14 protein-coding genes are annotated in these 17,830 nt (G+C 43.0%); 5 read left to right on the top strand and 9 right to left on the bottom strand.

Features of this window, described 5'->3' with window-relative positions; all coding sequences use genetic code 11:
* Nucleotides 1-17: 17 nt before the first annotated feature.
* The 4 genes from folP (at nucleotide 18) to V6252_RS09650 (ending at nucleotide 2,767) form a co-directional block, all read left to right on the top strand.
* Nucleotides 18-911: a dihydropteroate synthase gene (folP, locus tag V6252_RS09665; RefSeq protein WP_341610243.1), complete on the top strand. Its 894-nt coding sequence runs from the start codon at nucleotides 18-20 to the stop codon at nucleotides 909-911.
* 108 nt (nucleotides 912-1,019) lie between these two features.
* Nucleotides 1,020-1,301: a succinate dehydrogenase assembly factor 2 gene (locus V6252_RS09660; protein ID WP_057761419.1), complete on the top strand. Its 282-nt coding sequence runs from the start codon at nucleotides 1,020-1,022 to the stop codon at nucleotides 1,299-1,301.
* A 52-nt stretch (nucleotides 1,302-1,353) separates the two neighbouring features.
* Nucleotides 1,354-1,812: a hypothetical protein gene (locus V6252_RS09655; protein WP_341610242.1), complete on the top strand. Its 459-nt coding sequence runs from the start codon at nucleotides 1,354-1,356 to the stop codon at nucleotides 1,810-1,812.
* Between the two features lie 241 nt (nucleotides 1,813-2,053).
* Complete coding sequence (locus V6252_RS09650; protein WP_341610241.1) at nucleotides 2,054-2,767, top strand: YidB family protein; 714 nt, start codon at nucleotides 2,054-2,056, stop codon at nucleotides 2,765-2,767.
* Between the two features lie 179 nt (nucleotides 2,768-2,946).
* Here the strand turns inward: V6252_RS09650 and V6252_RS09645 are convergent, their stop codons facing one another.
* From V6252_RS09645 to trmB, 3 genes are all read right to left on the bottom strand, one after another.
* On the bottom strand, nucleotides 2,947-4,038 hold the full coding sequence (locus V6252_RS09645) for a regulatory protein RecX (RefSeq protein ID WP_341610240.1): 1,092 nt from the start codon (nucleotides 4,036-4,038) through the stop codon (nucleotides 2,947-2,949).
* A gap of 40 nt (nucleotides 4,039-4,078) precedes the next feature.
* On the bottom strand, nucleotides 4,079-5,131 hold the full coding sequence (recA, locus tag V6252_RS09640) for a recombinase RecA (RefSeq protein ID WP_101205782.1): 1,053 nt from the start codon (nucleotides 5,129-5,131) through the stop codon (nucleotides 4,079-4,081).
* Between the two features lie 1,057 nt (nucleotides 5,132-6,188).
* On the bottom strand, nucleotides 6,189-7,028 hold the full coding sequence (gene trmB / locus V6252_RS09635) for a tRNA (guanosine(46)-N7)-methyltransferase TrmB (protein WP_341610239.1): 840 nt from the start codon (nucleotides 7,026-7,028) through the stop codon (nucleotides 6,189-6,191).
* Between the two features lie 201 nt (nucleotides 7,029-7,229).
* On the opposite strand from trmB, the gene V6252_RS09630 reads away from it, so the two are divergent.
* Nucleotides 7,230-8,159, top strand: a complete 930-nt coding sequence (locus tag V6252_RS09630) for a DUF2628 domain-containing protein (protein WP_102091892.1) — start codon at nucleotides 7,230-7,232, stop codon at nucleotides 8,157-8,159.
* A 45-nt stretch (nucleotides 8,160-8,204) separates the two neighbouring features.
* On the opposite strand, the gene V6252_RS09625 is transcribed toward V6252_RS09630, so the two are convergent.
* The 6 genes from V6252_RS09625 to V6252_RS09600 all read right to left on the bottom strand — a co-directional run bounded on the left by V6252_RS09625 (nucleotide 8,205) and on the right by V6252_RS09600 (nucleotide 17,766).
* Complete coding sequence (locus V6252_RS09625) at nucleotides 8,205-10,091, bottom strand: monovalent cation:proton antiporter-2 (CPA2) family protein (protein ID WP_341610238.1); 1,887 nt, start codon at nucleotides 10,089-10,091, stop codon at nucleotides 8,205-8,207.
* A gap of 91 nt (nucleotides 10,092-10,182) precedes the next feature.
* Nucleotides 10,183-10,887, bottom strand: coding sequence for a hypothetical protein (locus V6252_RS09620; RefSeq protein ID WP_201579206.1), 705 nt, complete (start codon nucleotides 10,885-10,887; stop codon nucleotides 10,183-10,185).
* A gap of 307 nt (nucleotides 10,888-11,194) precedes the next feature.
* The gene (locus V6252_RS09615) at nucleotides 11,195-12,376 is read right to left on the bottom strand and encodes a cation diffusion facilitator family transporter (protein WP_341610237.1); all 1,182 of its coding nucleotides are present in this window, start codon (nucleotides 12,374-12,376) and stop codon (nucleotides 11,195-11,197) included.
* A 234-nt stretch (nucleotides 12,377-12,610) separates the two neighbouring features.
* The gene (locus V6252_RS09610) at nucleotides 12,611-14,899 is read right to left on the bottom strand and encodes a primosomal protein N' (protein WP_341610236.1); all 2,289 of its coding nucleotides are present in this window, start codon (nucleotides 14,897-14,899) and stop codon (nucleotides 12,611-12,613) included.
* A 174-nt stretch (nucleotides 14,900-15,073) separates the two neighbouring features.
* Nucleotides 15,074-15,454 carry a RidA family protein gene (locus V6252_RS09605; RefSeq protein ID WP_057761400.1) on the bottom strand — a complete coding sequence of 127 codons (381 nt, stop codon included), beginning with the start codon at nucleotides 15,452-15,454 and terminating at the stop codon, nucleotides 15,074-15,076.
* A gap of 113 nt (nucleotides 15,455-15,567) precedes the next feature.
* Entirely contained in the window at nucleotides 15,568-17,766 is a 2,199-nt protein-coding gene (locus V6252_RS09600; protein ID WP_057761397.1) for a RelA/SpoT family protein, read from the bottom strand.
* Between the last annotated feature and the right edge of the window lie 64 nt (nucleotides 17,767-17,830).

Here is a 17,830-nt window from a genome sequence, read left to right as displayed (position 1 = left end):
CTTGTAATGGATTATTCATGTCATTTTTCCAACCTTTACCCAACTACCAAGTATCTAGCCGTGATAAAACCTTAGATTTATCGCAGCCGCATGTCATGGGTATCCTGAACGTAACGCCAGATTCATTTTCAGACGGTGGGCAGTTTAACGCAGTAGATAAAGCCGTCGCTCATTGCCAGCAGATGATAAATGAAGGCGCTACTATTATCGACATTGGTGGTGAATCTACTCGTCCAAATGCGCAAACTGTGGCCACTGATGATGAGATACAACGAGTTGTGCCGGTGGTTCGAGCCATTCGTCAACATTGTGGTGATGATATCTGGTTATCGATTGATACTAGCAGCCCTGAAGTCATACAGGCAGCGTTTGATGAAGGTGCTGACATTTGGAACGATGTACGAGCACTGAAACGTACTGGTGCGGCAGAGCTAGCGGCTAAGCTTAATATACCAGTAATGCTAATGCATATGCGCGGTGAGCCAACGACAATGAATAATCTAGCACAGTATGACAATGTGATCGATGAGGTGCGTACAGAGCTGCTCGACCGTATTAACGAAGTAGTTAGCATCGGCGTCAAACAAAGCAATATCATTATCGACCCAGGTTTTGGTTTTGCTAAGAACTATGAGCATCACTGCGCATTATTAAGCCAGCTGAGCAGCTTGCAGACATTAGGGCTGCCGATGATGTTTGGCATTTCTCGCAAGCGTTTCTTGGCAGAAGTATTGACCAGAAGCGATGTTCTAGCAGTAAATACGACGCAAGCGGTAGAACGTGATTCGGCAGGAACCGCAGCTGGACTATTGGCCTTACAGCAAGGCGCAAGTATCATTCGTACGCATAATGTGGCGATGATGCAGCAAGCAGTGGCCTTATGGAGTCAACTGTCTGCATATCGTTGTTAATTTCATTCTACATGTCCGAATGCATAGTGAGATTTCAAGACTATAAATATTCTATACGCTATGCTTAACGTCTATTTTCAAGCCATCTCAATTAATAAGAGTAAATCTATGACAAGTACAACTCAGCCAGAACCAACCAATGAACAGCGCCGTATCATTTATCAAGCTCGCCGCGGATTAAAAGAATTGGATTTTTATATTGATCCTTATGTTAAAGAGCTATATCTGACAGCAGATGCTACTGAGCAAGCAACATTTGCAGAAATGCTCACTCATGAAGACCCAGACTTGCTAGACTATTTTACCAATCAAAATCGTCCAGAAGAGGACGACATCTGGGCATTGGTCAATAAGATAAAAACATGGCGCCATACCAAAGACTTGGTTTAGGTCTTAAGGAACGGGTCAGTACAATATCTAACGTTTCCCATGGTACGCTTATATGACGCTAGTAACCTCGCTACGTATTGATACAGCTATCAAGCCTGCCAGTTATTTACGCGCGCTGCTATATGTAGGCTTGACTGGCGTTGTGATGATATTGGCATGGTTTGCATCTTTGACTTTGTGGCAGTATCTACTGATCTTAATAGTCTCGGCAGCAGTTGCAAGTTATCTGATTATATCGAGACCGATACTATTACATATTAGTCAGCCATCGCTCAGTCAGCGTGTCGATAAAGAATGGCAGTTACTGATACGAACGGGTCGCGGCGATGAGTTATGGCAAGCAGAGTTAGTCGATATAAATTGCTACCAGTGGGCAATGAGTATCGAGTTCGATATCGTTGAACCTTATCAAAGATCGTTTTCGACTACTATATTCCGCGACCAAGTAAATTCTGAGCAATGGCGACAGTTAAGTATTTTAGCCAATACCAGTAAGGGTAATGCTAGATAACTGGTTATCTACTGGTCTTAGACTTCTCCTTTTACGATGAAAAATCTCTACACGTCATAACAAAATAGCTATCTCAAAGGACAAAGAGGTTTGTTATATTAAAATCTGTTATATTAAAAATAGAAAATAAAACTCGTAATTCTGCTGTCCCGTTATTAAAGAACATATAGGCAGATATGAGGTTTCATAAATTTTAGCAGTATTTTTGTACTAAACAATACGATAAAAAGAGGAATAGATAATGAGCTTATTAGGGAATTTAGTGAGCCAAGTGGCACGTAGTGCAATGAATCCAGACGATGCTCAGCGCAATCCAGTTAACCAACGTACTGAAACACGGCAGACGGGCGGACTAGGTGATATTTTAGGTAGTGTGCTGGGCGGTGGCAGTCAGGCAGGTGGTTATAGCCCTCAACAAAATAGCCGTCAAGCAGACAATGGTTTTGGCTTAGATGACATCATTGGGGGTCTCACGGGCGGTAGTCAGCGCGGCGGTACGAGCTCAGGTGCTGGTGGACTCGGTGATATTTTAGGTAGTGTATTAGGTGGTCAGCGTACTAATAGTGGGTTTGGTGGTAAAGGTATGCTCGTCGCTGCATTGATGCCTATGATACTTAGCTGGATCAAACGTAATGGTGGTTTGAGTGGGGCGTTGTCAAAAATCACTGGTATGGGCTATGAAGGTCAAGCACGCTCTTGGATGAGTAATAACGAAGCAAACGATAATTTAAATCCAGACGAAATTAACCGTTTATTTGACGAAAACGAAATTCAGCAAGTAGCCGCTCATACTGGTGCTAATGAAACTGAGGTAAGACAGGGACTCGCTGAGCTATTGCCTGAGGTCATGAATCAGCTAACGCCTAATGGTAATCTAGATAATGAGTCTGAAGCCAATGAAGAGATAGATCAAATCATTAGCCAGTTATCTAGCCGTCTTGGTAATTTTAAATAGTTTGACAGCTTTGAGTTTGGAAGTTTCTAACTGCATGTTTTAAAGCTACGTAGATTAAAATGACTGGCAGTATTGATTAAAGGGCACGTTATATAACGTGCTCTTTTTTACGTCTATCACAAGAGCATGACTGTCAGTAAATACCGTTTGGCAGGGACAGTGATAGCGATAGTAAGCCCTTAAAATCGCTCGTCTAGCGTCTCTGTAGTATGGTTAAGTGCTGCAAAGCAGATATCGGTATTAAACCCTCTATACTGTAAAAAACGTAACTGTTTAGCTTTTTCCTTTTGTTCAACTGGTATCTTATTACCATATTTTTTGGTACGTGCTATCACCGCCAGTTTCAGCCAATCTACACCATCGACTAGGTTATCTGCATCATCATCTATAAACTCTCTGAATTCTTCCGACTCAGTATTTGCCATATCGATTAGCTCATCGATGTTACCTGGCATAGCAATCTTCTTACGATAGAACTCTTGTTTGATCCGACCACGTCCGCGGCCTTTACGGATATTCTCACGTATCAGCATTAGGGTAGTGCGGTAATCACTTTGATAACCTTTTTCTTCAAACTCATCGAGCAGTGCGTCAATTTTCTCTGGGTCTTGTTCTTTGTCGATCAGCTTTTGCTTTAGCTCAGCCTTACCGTATTCGCGGCGTGATAAATAATAAAATGCGAGCCAACGCAATCGACTTTCTGCTTTAATCGAGTCGATTTCTGCTTGTTTTTGTTCAGGGGTTCGTAAATAGGCTTTGAGCGCGGCTGGTATGTTATCGTTTTGGCTGTCTGCTTCACTAACATTGATAGCAAAAAGCTCAGCTTCATTTTCTGAGTTCTTGGATAGCGGCTCAGTGCTACGAACATTATCTGTTGCTAAGCTATTGTCAATTTCGTCATTATGAATATCGAGTTTGACTTCTGCCAGCATCTCTTTGATGGTTTGCGCTTCAGGGGGTTGATATGTAGGGGTATCACTAGGCTCAGCGGTAAAATTAGCCGCTGGATGAAAACGCTTTTTACGTTTTTTAGATTTAGAAGTCTTCTTTGACTTAGGAGAGGAGTCTTCAAAGAACGCTGTATCAATAGTAGCGTCATTCGTGACTGAATCATCTTTACTTGAACGAATAGTCCGTTTACTAAACTTCTCTGATTTTTTAGACTCTTTCGTATGAGAATTTTTAGGCAGTTTTTTTGATTTTCTATCAACAGAACTAGCTGAGTCGGGTGCCGACTCAGCTAGAATTTCAGCTAAGGTTTTAATTTTCATAATGAATCATAGTTACTGACAACGGTTAATCGTTAAACCATTATTGTACAGGTTCAGAAGCCTGTTCTGCTTCTTCAGTTTCGTCGGCTTTGCTATTTTTCTTTGTACCAAGCTTTTCATCACGAATCTTGTCTTCGATTTCTTGAGCAATGGCAGGATTCTCTTTTAAGAAAAGCACAGAGTTAGCCTTACCTTGACCAATTTTTTCGTCGCCATAGCTGTACCAAGACCCTGCTTTGCCAACGGCTCCAATCTCCACACCTAAATCAATAACTTCGGCTAAGTGATTCGTACCTTCACCGTAAGTAATTTCAAACTCAGCTTGGCGGAAAGGTGGTGCCATTTTATTTTTGATGACTTTGACACGGGTCTGGTTACCGATGATTTCATCACCGTTTTTGACCGCACCAATGCGGCGAATATCCATACGTACAGAGGCGTAGAACTTCAGTGCGTTACCACCAGTTGTGGTCTCAGGACTACCGAACATAACACCGATTTTCATACGAATCTGGTTAATAAACACCACCATACAGTTAGAGCGTTTGGCGTTACCAGTGATTTTACGTAGGGCTTGGCTCATCAGGCGCGCTTGCAGACCCATGTGCGAGTCGCCCATTTCGCCTTCAATTTCAGCACGTGGCGTCAATGCGGCTACTGAGTCAATCACGATCATATCGATTGCGCCTGAGCGTACCAACATATCGGTAATTTCAAGAGCTTGCTCGCCATTGTCAGGCTGCGAGAGCAATAAATCATCAGTGTTTACCCCAAGCTTGCGAGCATAGACAGGGTCAAGCGCATGCTCGGCATCGATAAAGGCGCAAGTACCGCCTTGCTTTTGACATTCTGCAATAGCTTGCAGAGTCATCGTCGTCTTACCTGAGCTTTCTGGACCGTAAATTTCAACGATACGGCCTTTTGGTAGACCGCCAATGCCAAGCGCAATGTCTAATCCTAGAGAGCCTGTAGAGACCACATCGACATCCATAATGGCCGAGTCATCGCCTAGATGCATGATGGTGTTTTTACCAAATTGCTTTTCGATTTGACCTAATGCCGCTTTGAGGGCTTTGGCTTTATTGTCGTCCATATTGGATTCCTTGTTTTCGGTAGTTAAGTTGATGCTATAAATAAAATATTGGTACGGTTAAAACCTTTGGCAAACGCATACTGACTGTTATGAAGTCGGCAATTATTGTTTGGCTGTTTTATCGAAAAATAGGTTGTCACGTGACTGGTATAGGTAGTAGTATCGAATGTATCGTTCTACTATACAGTAAAATTAAATAGCGAGAGAAGTAAAAATAAGTCCGTAATATAATGTCGTTATCGTTGTTTTTAAGTCTGACTTGGCATGCTGATTACTCGACTCAACTTCTTAACACTGTTGATTTGATAAGGTAATTATAACAAAAGCAAAGCACTATAATGTTCATTGAGGGATGCTAAACGACACTATCTGTCGTATGGTATGAAGCTAAAACCTACGGAAATAATGCGATAGGTCGTTGTTGTTTTGAACCTGATAATGACTATGCTTGTCAATAGATTTAGGAGTTGTCCACAACAAATAAAAGGCTTATTTTCGCTAATTGTGAAACATTATGAAGAATTAAATTATTTTAGAAATTATTTAAAATAATTTTTTATGTGTGTGAATTTAATATAAGTATTTGATTTTAAAGGTTTTATAAATTGTACAAAAAATGAACGATTTTACCTTATCCTTTAAGTTGCTTAGCTATAAAGTTGTCAAGTGGTGACTTATGCACAGGGTTATCCACAGCTTATGGGGAGAACTCTGTAAAGCCTTATAATACATAAGTTTACGTAGATAATTGGTATGAGGAACGGATTCTATATTTCGTTTTTAATCACTTTAAAGAGACGATTTTGTCTATTAACAGTGCTATGAGCGCTATGTTTCACAAATTATAAATTTATCTTTTTTTATGCATAATCATACTATAGGCATTAAAAGTCAGGAGTATGACTCAAGATATACACCCAATATATTAGCAGACATAGTTATGCATAGAATGTCTAGTATTTTTAGAGATATTTTCGATAGCATATAGAAGGCCACAAAAAAGCGGCTACATCAGATAGCCGCTTTGTCAAAACACTTAAGAGTAAAGCTGTATTGATCAGTCTTTGATATAGATCAAATCCCAGACGCCATGCCCACGATCAAGGCCACGACGCTCAAACTTAGTCATTGGACGAAAGTCAGGACGCTCAGTGAAATTACCTGTACCTGCTTTGTTAGTCAATCCAGCGAAACCATCCAATACTTCAACCATCCAAAATGCATAATGCTCCCAGTCAGTTGCTGTATGGAACCAGCCGCCTTGTTTTAAGCTGCGCGTGACGATGGTCATACGTTCAGGACTGACAAAACGACGCTTATAGTGACGCTTCTTTTGCCATGGGTCAGGGAAGTATAGCTGAATACGGTCGATATGGTTTTCTGGTAATTGCTTGAGCAATTGAATGGCATCACCGTTGATGATTTTTACGTTGCTCAAATTTTGGGTGCCAGCCATATAAGCACATTTACCAATACCAGGCTCATGCACTTCTACACCAACAAAGTTACGAGTAGGGTCAGCGGCCGCCATTTCAATAAATGAATCACCCAAGCCAAAACCAATCTCTACCGTAAGCGGCGCATCTGGACCGTTAGGGCTATCAGCAAATAACGTACGTAAGTTGTCAATACCGGTAAGATCGCCATCACCAAAACTGTTATTGACCAAATACTCAGAAAACTCTGGAGCAGTTAATGCAAGCTCAGCGTTTTTGTTCATGTGCGTACGGCGCTTCATAAACGTATTGACGATGCGGATATGCTTGTCAGAGGTCGGTTCTATTTCTTGGTTGGTGCTGTTATCGATATCGATAGGCTCGCTTGTGCTATTAGGGGTTTGCTCATCAGTAGTATCGGTACTGTTGAGGTTGTCATTGATATCAGAATGTTGACTCATAGGATTCGTAGGGCTTAATTAGGTGGGTGATGTTTGCTTATTATAAGTTAAATCCATACAACTGTGAACGGACAATCCTATTTTCGCGTATTGGCTGATCGGTGCTGTGGTTTCTCTATGTTACACATGGGTTTTAGCGTTATCATATAATGGTATCTTTCAAGTGCTTTTCCTAAGAGTCAGTAAGTAGAGCGTGTTGCCATGTTATTTATTGAGACAGATTCACCGCCACCGTTTTATCAAGAGTCGTTAACACCTACTAAACGTAAGCAGTTAGACAAGTGGTTCATCGGTAATCGTACCCAGCGTTATTATCTCAAACGTTTTGAGCAGTTTGATCAGCAAGGTTATCTGTCACCAAAATGGCATTGGGCTGCGTTTTTTATCACTTTTCCTTGGCTGCTATATCGCAAGCGCTATATGGATGCGATTGTTTATAGTGTCGCAGGGTGGTCTTTTATCCAGCTTAATGTGGCATTAGTGCTAGTCGCCTTTGAATTTATAGCGATGTCCTATGTACCAGATGCTTATCAGATGGCAACACGTATCAGTATTGCCGCTGTTATTTGGCTATTTTGGTCGTTTATGGTGGCACGCTGGACAGATGCGTATTACTACCGCATGGCAAGGCGTGAGATCGCTGATGCGATAAATGACCATCCGCGAGATGAGGCAGCACAGAAGGCACATCTGCAAAGAGAAGGTGGTGTTAGCTTATTTGGACTGGCATTAGGGTTTGGTTTTTTTGCATTTTCGCTATTGGTGATTAAGGTGCAGTTCTTACCGATTATTGCCAAGCCAAAAGCAAACGAAGTGTTGTTTGACGCTTATGATATTGCAAAGAATGCCCAAAATCGAGTGGCGTTGATTTATCAACAGACAGGGCAGTGCCCAGTAAATCTGCCCCTGAGTACCGAGCAGCAGCAAATACGCATGCATGTCGATACTCAGGCTGCTGGCGTGACAGAAACTGACTGTGCGGTAGTGGCAACGATTCAGAACGTGACGTTTCCGATACGCTATTTAAACGAGCAGACGCTGGTCTTTTATCATATACCAGACAGTGATAATTGGGATTGCACCAGCTCACTGAATAAAAAACAAGCCCCTAAAAACTGCATAGCTGATTAGGGGCTGTATTTCACGAGTGCTTGTAGATGTTGCTAGTGCTGAGAGCTACTGCTTAGAGTCCGTTGCAGTATCATCCTTTTCTTCAACTGGTGTTGCTTGGCTCTTTAACGCCTCATAAAAATCGGTTAAATCCATTTTTCGTGCTTTACCAATATCTTCATCAAACAAGCTTTCAAGCTCAGCCATTGCTGATTGTGCGGACTCAATCATGCTAGCTTCATCATCGTAGATAGCTTGTTGGCGTTCTATTAAATCATCATCATAGTCACGGAATGTTTTTACTGTTTCTCGCGCTTTTTCTGGAGAAATACCTAATAATTGTAATGATTCGCGTGACATGTCCAAAGACGATAAATAAGTCTCACGCCAAATGTGCCGCACGCCAACCTCACGCAAGCGATAATAGTGCTGACGATCGCGTGCTCTTGCCAATACAATTAGTTCAGGATAATTTTTACGAAGATACTGAGCGGTAGTGATAGAGCGTTCTAAGTCATCGATAGCGAGAATAAACACTCGCGCTTTTTGAATGCCTGCCGCTCGTAAAATCTCAGGGTTCTTTGGGTCGCCATAATATACTTGGTTACCGAACTTTCTTACAAAATCTACTCGGTTTGCAGAGCGTTCGATAGCGGTAAATTCGATATTATGCATGCGCAGTACACGGCCAATAATCTGACCAACGCGGCCAAAGCCCGCAATAATGACCTGATGCTCATGATCAGGAATGGTATCGTATTCGCGACTTGGTTTGCTCTTGGCAAATAACGGCTCACCCACTTTTTCTAACAATAAGAATGCCAAAGGTGTCAGCGCCATCGAGATGGTAACCACAAGATTGAGAGTATTAGCAAGCTCAGGACGTAAGACATTTTGGGCAGTGGCAACACTGAATAGGACAAAGGCAAACTCACCACCTTGAGCTAAGGTCACGCCCAATCGGATACTCGTCGGCCAGCGATTGCCCGATACTTTTGCAATTCCTGCAATCACTGCAAACTTGATAAACATCAAGGCGAGCGCACAGCCAATAATAAAGATGGGTTCTGCTAAAATGAGTTTGACGTCGGTAAGCATACCGACCGACATAAAGAATAGACCTAACAGCAATCCTTTAAAAGGTTCGATACTGGCTTCTAATTCGTGACGATACTCAGAATCAGCGAGCAACACACCTGTCAAAAATGCACCTAATGCCATTGATAGACCGATTTGACCCATCAAAATAGATACGCCCATCACAATAAATAGCGCGACCGCTGTCAGTAATTCTGACGCACCACTGGAAGCCACAAATTTGAAGAAGGGTCGAACCACATAACGGCTGGCAAAAATCAGACCGGCAAAGACAGCAAATACTTTACCAAAATAAATCAAATCGTAGCTTTGTTCACGTACCCCTGATAAGAACGGAATGACTGCTAATAATGGAATGACCGCAATATCTTGGAATAACAAGATAGTAAAAGCTTCTCGACCGTGCGTGCTCGAAAGCTGCTGTTTTTCAGTCAGTATCTGTAGTACAAACGCGGTAGAAGATAGGGCTAAACCAAAACCAACGATAAAGGCAGTATCTAGTTGTAAGGAGAAAAACTGATGTAGGAGCCACATCAGTAGCGTACCAGTTAAACCGACCTGCAAACCGCCCAATACAAATATAGAGCGGCGCAATGCCCAGAGCCGCGAAGGCTGTAGCTCAAGCCCGATAATAAACAGCAGCATGACCACGCCAAACTCTGAAAAGTGCAATAGACTTTCAGCATCGCCTGCCACATCCAAGCCACTTGGGCCCAATATGAGTCCAGTGATGAGGTAGCCTAAAACCGTTGCAATGCCGAAGCGTTTACCGAGAGGGACAAAGAGCAATGCTGCTCCCAAAAAAATAGTGGCTTGCAACATGAGATTTGGTGAGCCGGCGGCGGCAGCAAACATCTGGGCTCCTTAAAAATTTGAATAAAATATACGATATAAAATGAACGTGACTAAAATCAGTATGGCTAAAACGATAACGCGCTAGTATCTATTATTTTTTGCGATAAATTTTCCACACACCATTGTCTGCAAGCGGATTATTATAAGCATCGTTGCGGCGTTTACGCGGTGTCTGGCGACTATCTACAATCTTAAAGTCAGGCAGGGCATGTACAATCAGACCAGTACGATAAAAGCGTACCCGCTCAGGCTCTAGCATCTCGCCCTTACTATCGCGACAAAAAACATAAGCACGCAGATCGATAAATTCACGATGCGCTACCAGTCGCGCTTCCTCGTCGTTATCTAGCACCGCTGTCATGCGCTCAATTTCATCATCCGTATATTGACCACATTTATCAGTCAGGGCGCCTACTGATCCAAAGCTTTTAGATTCTTTGGCGCGTGTCTTAGTTAAATGTAGACGCTGAACGTGATAGATGAATTGCGGTATCTCAAGGCTGGCAGGGAGCGGTAGATAGTCAGGTGGCATATTGGCCGCTGGATAAAAATCCTTTGCACGCTCAAGCAGATTTTGCCAACGTTGCTGATAGGTTTGGACTTCGGCTAAGTTGCCTTCATAAATAGGCATGTCACGGATTTGTCGCAAAATATCAGGTGGAAACTGTTCATTACGAAAGTTTGCAATGTCTTCTTGCAGCGTTGATAACAAAACTTTGGCGTGTTTTTTGCCATCTTTTGATGCAGGATCATCGATATAGTCTGGGGCGACAAAGGGTGCTGAGCGTCTAGACATAGTGTTGTATCATCAATAGATAGAGTGAAAATACCAAAAAGTATGATTATAAAAATTAACTGGGGTGCTAAACAAAACTTTATAATAGTTATTATAACCACATAAGCCGATTCGGACTTAATTTTTTTAAGTTGAATAAATCAAAATTTTGTCGTAAATCACGACTGCTTTAATGTGATCTAGATTCTAGTTCTAATTCTACGTAACTTTTAGTATGAGCCAGTATCAGATGCCTATACTTGTATTTTCTAGGCCGTGTTTCAAGTTACTGACTTCTTTATTCAGTCACTTAGCTGATAATTTAACGTTAATGGTTATGACCAATATGATTATTGTCATCAGGTAGATGTCCCGAAATATCACAGACCAAGGCATCGCTATGTGAGATATTCTGCGGGTGAGACGAGCTTTCGACCTGAATAGTAGCATGGTGAATACCAAGCTCTAGCAGTCTTTGCTCGAGACTGGCAATCAGAATATTTGATTCATGGATACTCATCTCACCATCTACTACTACGTGACAAGAGAGGGCATTAAGTCCGCTAGTAATACTCCAAACATGTAGGTCATGTACTTTTTGTACTTGAGAGTCTTCGAGTAATTTTTGCTCCACATCGACGAGCGATATATTGGCAGGCGTTCCTTCCATCAATATATGCACAGAATCACGTACGACGCGGTAGCCACTGATTAAAATAAGCACGGCAACGATTACTGATGCCACTGCATCTGCCCATACCCAACCAAAACCCATCATAAGTAGTGCAGCGATAATCGCAGCTACTGACCCTAATAAGTCACTCAGCACGTGCAAATAAGCGCTTTGCATATTGAGGTTAACGGGTTCTGCATTATTAGGTTTCTGCTCTGTGACCTTGGCATCATCCGTACCATGATTATGGCCATGTGACTCGTCACCTTGACTACCTCGGTGCATTAGCCAAGCGACCAGAATATTAATCAGCATACCGATAGTCGCCACGATAAGCATGCCTTGGGTCGCAATTTCTGGCGGTGAGTTAAAGCGTTTAATCGCTTCATAAAAAATCATCAAAGCGATTATGACAAGTGTTGCGCCATTTACCGTAGCAACTAATATCTCAAAGCGCTTGTAGCCGAAAGTTTTCTGGTGAGTGGCCGCTTTTTCGCCGATTTTAAATGCGACCAAAGTGGCACCAAGCGCTATCGCATCGCTCAACATATGCCCTGCATCAGATAGCAAGGCCAAACTACCGGTGAGCCAACCACCAATGGCTTCGATAAACATATAACCAGTAATGATAATAAAGCTGAACAGCAAGGTACGCTGATAGCCTTTGGTATCTCGTGCTGTGGTTGTCTGTTCTAGATGCTCATCATGATCGTGATGGCCTTGATTTCCCTGGGTGTAGTTATTTTCTTCATCTTCGCGAACGTACTTAGGCACATCCGTATTATCATGCTGTTGGCTATGATTGTGCTCGTCAGAGTTTGGATTATTTGCATTCATAATAATACTCAAATTCGCTGATAGTTGCGTTCGATAGATGATGTTTACTGATAAGTGACGTTTACTAATAAGTGATGCTTGCTATGGGTAGAGTAGGCGTAGAGCCTTTGCCGCATACCATTTGATGGTTATAAATTTAACATAGCCAAGCATGAGAAGCTGTAACGACGAAGTAAACATGATGAGAGGAGGAGCAGAAAGATACACACCTATTTGTTGAGAACTAAGTGAGAACTACCAACCGACAGGATCAATGTCCAAAGTAAGCTTAAGGTATTTAGCGCTTGGTAGGGCAAGCACTGGCTGCCACCACTGTCCCAACACATGGTGCAATTGACGGCGGTCTTTAGCCAATAGCAAAAGCTGAGCATGATAGCGACTGTTCTTTTTACTCATGGGCGCATCAATAGGACCGAGAACAGCGAGGTTATGAGCATTCGGCAAATGCGCAATAGCATCCTTGAGCGCTTGAGTAGTAGCTGCTAATGTTTTGCCTTCACAGCGTATCAATGCAGCATGTCGATGAGGAGGTAAGCCCATCATTTGACGCTCTTGCAATAACTCGCGCGCGAATGACAAGTAGCCGTCTTTGACCAGTTTCAATAGTAACTCGTTATCAGGTTGCAACGTTTGAATCAATACGCGGCCAGCTTTGTCACCTCGACCAGCACGGCCAGCCACCTGAATCATGAGCTGTGCGGTATGTTCTGGTGAGCGGAAGTCTGCTGATAAAAATCCGCGATCGGCATTGGGTAAGCAAACCAATGTAACGTTGGGGAAGTGATGACCTTTGGCAACCATCTGTGTACCGACCAATATGGCAGGGTTGCCTTTATTAATTTGCTCGTAAATGTTTTCCCAGCTGTCTTTGCGTTTTGTGGTATCACGGTCTATCTGAATAATCGGATAGAGCTCTTTGCTAGTTTGAGGGTTGGCAAAGATTGCGTGTAGATTTTCGCTGAGCCTTGTCGTTCCCATGCCTTTGGCGTCTAGGTTTTGACTACCACAATCAGGGCATACGGTAGGGATATAGGCTTGCCAATCGCAATGATGGCATTTTAAGTAAGAGTTGCTTGAATAACTGTTTCGCTGGGATTGGATATTATAGTGAACGGTCAGGTGAGCGTCACAGCGCGGACAATCTGCTTGCCAGCCACAAGCCTCGCACAATAGAACAGGCGCATAGCCACGACGATTCAAAAATATTAGTACTTGATCACCGGCCTCTAGCGTTTGCCGTATCGCCCCGATCATGGCATCCGTCAGCCCTGTATCATAGCGCGCACCGTCATCTTGTGCTTGTTGATGGGTACTTTGCAAGCGAGCATCGATCAGTTGCATGGTTGCAGGTTTGGCATTGCCCGGACGAGTAAGCAGTTGGTATTCTGCTAGTTTGCCATCATCGACCAGTTTTAAATGCTCAAGAGAAGGCGTGGCAGTACCGAGTATGACTGGGATTTTGTACTGCAAACCTCGATAGAGAGCGATATCAGCAGCATGATAACGTAACGTGTCTTGTTGCTTGTACGATCCATCATGCGCTTCATCAACGACAATCAAGCCTAAGTCTGCAAAGGGGTATAGCACAGCTGAACGTGTACCGATCACGATTTGTGCATGCCCCGTGCGGCAGTCTTGCCAACCTTGTAAGCGATGAGTGTTGGTCATGCCAGAGTGCAATAGCACAATGTGGGCGGCGAACCGACTGGCAAACCTTGCCCGCGTTTGCGGTGTGAGGCCAATCTCTGGTACTAAAATAAGAACCTGTTTACCAGCCTCTAGTACAGCTTGCATCGCTTGCAGATAAACTTCGGTTTTACCACTCCCAGTAATACCGTTGAGCAAAAAACCAGTATAAGTATCGGATTCGTGTGCAGCAATAATAGCGTCAACCGCAAGTTTCTGCTCATCATTGAGATCAAGTGGCATTTTTGCCAGTTTAACTGGAGCAGGTGCTTGTTTTGGCTGAATATAGCGCTCGACTAGCCCTTTATCTTCTAGCGTCTTTAAAAATGCTCGTTGCATCCCTTCTAGTAGCAATACATCTTCGCTTGCGCCGTGCTGACCATGTAGCTTTAGCATGTCGAACTGCTGCTTTTGTTTCTTGGCATTGGCTCGAAAATCATCATCAGTGATATGAGGCAAAATTCGCCAATGGGTAATCAGTAAATCTAATGGTTTGCCTTGACGAACAAGGCTTGGCAGGATAACTGCTAACACGTCGCCAAGTGGATAATGGTAATAGCGGGCTAACCAGTAGGCAAGCTTGAGCATGTCCGCGTCCAAAATAGGCTCAGCATCTAGACATTTATTAATAGGTTTGATTTTATTAACAGGTACGCTGCTATCGTCTTGTGAAATATGAGCAATCACAATGCCAATCAGAGTCTGACGACCAAACGAAACTTCAACACGGCTGCCAATTTGCGGTATCGCACTGTCTGGCAAAGCAAGCATATCAGCTGGTAGGCTATAGTCAAACACCCGATAAAGGGGAACGGGCAGAGCAACTTGTACCAACATAAACGGCTTCGCAGTCTTATTAGGTGAATATGAGATCAGAATAATAGAACGGAGACCAATAAGCTTAGCATGATGCTAAGCTTATTGTGATATAACTTATAGGCTGTTGCTAAAATGAGCACTTAATAATGATGCTTAACAATTAGTACCTAATATTAAGCATCAAATATCATCTTACTCGATATAAAGAATAGACTCGATTTCTACCACGCCACCTTTAGGTAGAGCAGCTACTTGAACGGCAGCGCGGGCAGGGTATGGCTCGCTTAGATTGGCGACAAACACTTCGTTCAAGACAGCAAAATCACTCAAGTCAGTCAAAGATACATTGAATTTGACCACGTCATTTAGACTGCCACCAGCTGCTTCACAGATAGCTTTGATGTTTTCAAATACTTGCTCAGCTTGTGCTTTAAAACCTTCTCTTAGCTCCATCGTGTCAGGATCAAAACCAAGCTGACCTGAGATATAAACAGTATTGCCGACTTTTACAGCTTGAGAATAGGTGCCAACTGCTGCAGGTGCTTTATCAGTTTGGATGGTTTGACGAGTCATGGGATGTCCCTTTTGTATTTTATGTGAGTGATTCATTGCTACTAGAATAGCAGTTCTATTTTAGCTATTTGCATCACAATTATAGCAGTGATGCAAATCAGCAAATGCGCTTATTATAATTGATATAACCGTATAATGTTAGGGAAACCTAGCAGCGAGCGTAGTTCACGAATACCCTGTGCTAAGTGGTTGCGACTACGTACCACGATATGAATGATGGTATCAGTATTGCGAACATCAACGGTTTCCACACCCATATTGAGCTGGCGTAAGTGATAGATAACTTCACTGATTTGCTCGTCACTAAGTGCAATAGAAAGCTTTAAGTAAGCAGGAAAACGAATCTTGCCGCTATTTTTTAGGTCATGCTCGCCGATGTCGCCTTGTTTGACTGCATTGTCATTGCGCCAACGTAATTGGATGACCTGATAAGGATTGTCCTTACGGATATCATCCAGTGAGAAACACTTATGACGATGAACGACCAAACCATGACGCGATAAATGCCCTACGATAGGGTCGCCATATATTGGATGACAACAATTAGCAAAATCAAGCTCGACGCCAGCAGCATTTGCAATCAGCTGTTGCGGTTGGGTCATGTCATCGCTATGTACTTTCGCCTGTAGGTCGCTCAGCTCATCGCTAAACAAACGTGTCACGACTAGCTGAGGAAGCAGCGTACCTGAGCTTATTTGTTCAAATAACGCATCTTTTTCTGTCAGACCGCGCCATTCAGTCAGGTCTTTCCAATCAGCATCTGTCAAATCATCAAAACTTTTCTGATGCGTTCTGAGCGCACGATCTAAGGCTTGCCTGCCATGGTGTTGTTTGTCAGCGACAGATAGATCTTTGAACCAACGTAAAATTTCTTCACGGGCTTTGTTGGTCACTACAAATCCCAACCACTCCGCTTTTGGTTCTGAGTGACTGTTTACTTCTATCTCAACGGACTGTCCATTTTTTACTACAGTGCCGAGCTTTGCAGCTTTACCATCGATATTTGCACCAACGGCAACGTTACCAATCATAGGACCGACCGCGTAGGCAAAATCTAGCGCCGTTGCCCCTTGAGGAAGCTCGTAAGCACGCCCTTGAGGACTGTAGCAAATGATTTTACTAGAGTGCAGATAATCCATAAGCTCATTAATAGTAGAGACTGCCGCTGAGAAATCAGGACTATTTTCATTCAGATTATCTTCATCGACCAAATCTTTCATGTTGCGTAATGACGCTTGGATAACCGACTGACTGACATCAGATGCGTGCTCTGCGCCGATGACCCCAAGTCTAGCGGCGCTCTGCATTTGCTTAGTCAATATAGTGACCTTTACCACGTCATTATCACGCTCATAGATGAGGGTGAGGGATTGGTTACCGCCTGGTAGCGGTCGACGAATGTTATCCGCAATATGAGTATCATCAATCTGATATTTTTTGATCAAATAATAGGCCAGCTTGTCGCAGGCTTCGATATTGTCGAGGACGATCTCAAACGCATAGTGACGCAGTAGCGCATTAATCTCACCGCGATTGCGGAAAAACTGACGATATATCACCACGCGATTGTCTAACACTTTGACCAGACCATTGAGATCCAAGTTATTTAGCACGATACTCAAATAGCGATGAATGGACTCTCTTTGAAAGTTTCGTCCAAGCCCATGCTGTAGCAGTTTGTCAGACAGCTTATTGTACATATCAGAGTCTAAATTGCGATAACACAATACTTCGATATAGTCAGCAATATCATTCAGACCCATTAATCGTGCAAATGGTACATAAAAATCTAAGGTTTCTTGAGCTGTAGTGCGCTGCTTCTCAGGACGTACTGCGTCAAGCGTAGACATATTATGTAGACGGTCAGCAAGCTTGATAATAAGTACACGCGGATCAGCGAGGGTGGCGGTCAAAATTTTATGAAAGGTGGCCGCTTTATTTTGCTGCTTGTTATGTGAAGATGACTTTAGCTTGGTCACACCATCGACCAGTCTTGATACAATTTCACCATAACGCTGCTTGATTTGCTCATCACTGACTTCGGTGTCTTCGACCGTATCATGCAAAATTGCTGCAATGATGGTATCTCGATCTAAGCGAAAGCCCGCTAGTATCTCAGCGACAGCGATTGGATGCGTGATATAAGGTTCCCCTGATTTGCGCTTGTCTTTAATGTGCGCAATATCTCCGAACTCACAAGCATCAACAATATCACGGCGCTCAGCAGCAGTGAGATAACCTACTGAACGTAGTAAATTATATTGAGCATCATCGACGAGGTGATGACTGAGTTTGGGTAGGGTTTGACTCATAAAATGATGATCCTATTTTCCATGACCTACTTGTTGGGCCACTTACCGAAGCAAATGGAGGCTA

Origin of the sequence: Psychrobacter proteolyticus, assembly GCF_038155145.1 — a bacterium.
Classification (GTDB): Bacteria; Pseudomonadota; Gammaproteobacteria; order Pseudomonadales; family Moraxellaceae; genus Psychrobacter; species Psychrobacter proteolyticus_B.
The sequence above is the reverse complement of the archived record's forward strand: the minus strand, read 5'-3'. Positions and strand labels throughout refer to the sequence as shown.

Bases quoted from the DNA above. Each gene is read 5' to 3' on its own strand.
- folP (WP_341610243.1), top strand. From the start codon at position 18: ATGTCATTTTTCCAACCTTTACCCAACTACCAAGTATCTAGCCGTGAT.
- V6252_RS09660 (WP_057761419.1), top strand. From the start codon at position 1,020: ATGACAAGTACAACTCAGCCAGAACCAACCAATGAACAGCGCCGTATC.
- V6252_RS09655 (WP_341610242.1), top strand. From the start codon at position 1,354: ATGACGCTAGTAACCTCGCTACGTATTGATACAGCTATCAAGCCTGCC.
- V6252_RS09650 (WP_341610241.1), top strand. From the start codon at position 2,054: ATGAGCTTATTAGGGAATTTAGTGAGCCAAGTGGCACGTAGTGCAATG.
- V6252_RS09645 (WP_341610240.1), bottom strand. From the start codon at position 4,038: ATGAAAATTAAAACCTTAGCTGAAATTCTAGCTGAGTCGGCACCCGAC.
- recA (WP_101205782.1), bottom strand. From the start codon at position 5,131: ATGGACGACAATAAAGCCAAAGCCCTCAAAGCGGCATTAGGTCAAATC.
- trmB (WP_341610239.1), bottom strand. From the start codon at position 7,028: ATGAGTCAACATTCTGATATCAATGACAACCTCAACAGTACCGATACT.
- V6252_RS09630 (WP_102091892.1), top strand. From the start codon at position 7,230: ATGTTATTTATTGAGACAGATTCACCGCCACCGTTTTATCAAGAGTCG.
- V6252_RS09625 (WP_341610238.1), bottom strand. From the start codon at position 10,091: ATGTTTGCTGCCGCCGCCGGCTCACCAAATCTCATGTTGCAAGCCACT.
- V6252_RS09620 (WP_201579206.1), bottom strand. From the start codon at position 10,887: ATGTCTAGACGCTCAGCACCCTTTGTCGCCCCAGACTATATCGATGAT.
- V6252_RS09615 (WP_341610237.1), bottom strand. From the start codon at position 12,376: ATGAATGCAAATAATCCAAACTCTGACGAGCACAATCATAGCCAACAG.
- V6252_RS09610 (WP_341610236.1), bottom strand. From the start codon at position 14,899: ATGTTGGTACAAGTTGCTCTGCCCGTTCCCCTTTATCGGGTGTTTGAC.
- V6252_RS09605 (WP_057761400.1), bottom strand. From the start codon at position 15,454: ATGACTCGTCAAACCATCCAAACTGATAAAGCACCTGCAGCAGTTGGC.
- V6252_RS09600 (WP_057761397.1), bottom strand. From the start codon at position 17,766: ATGAGTCAAACCCTACCCAAACTCAGTCATCACCTCGTCGATGATGCT.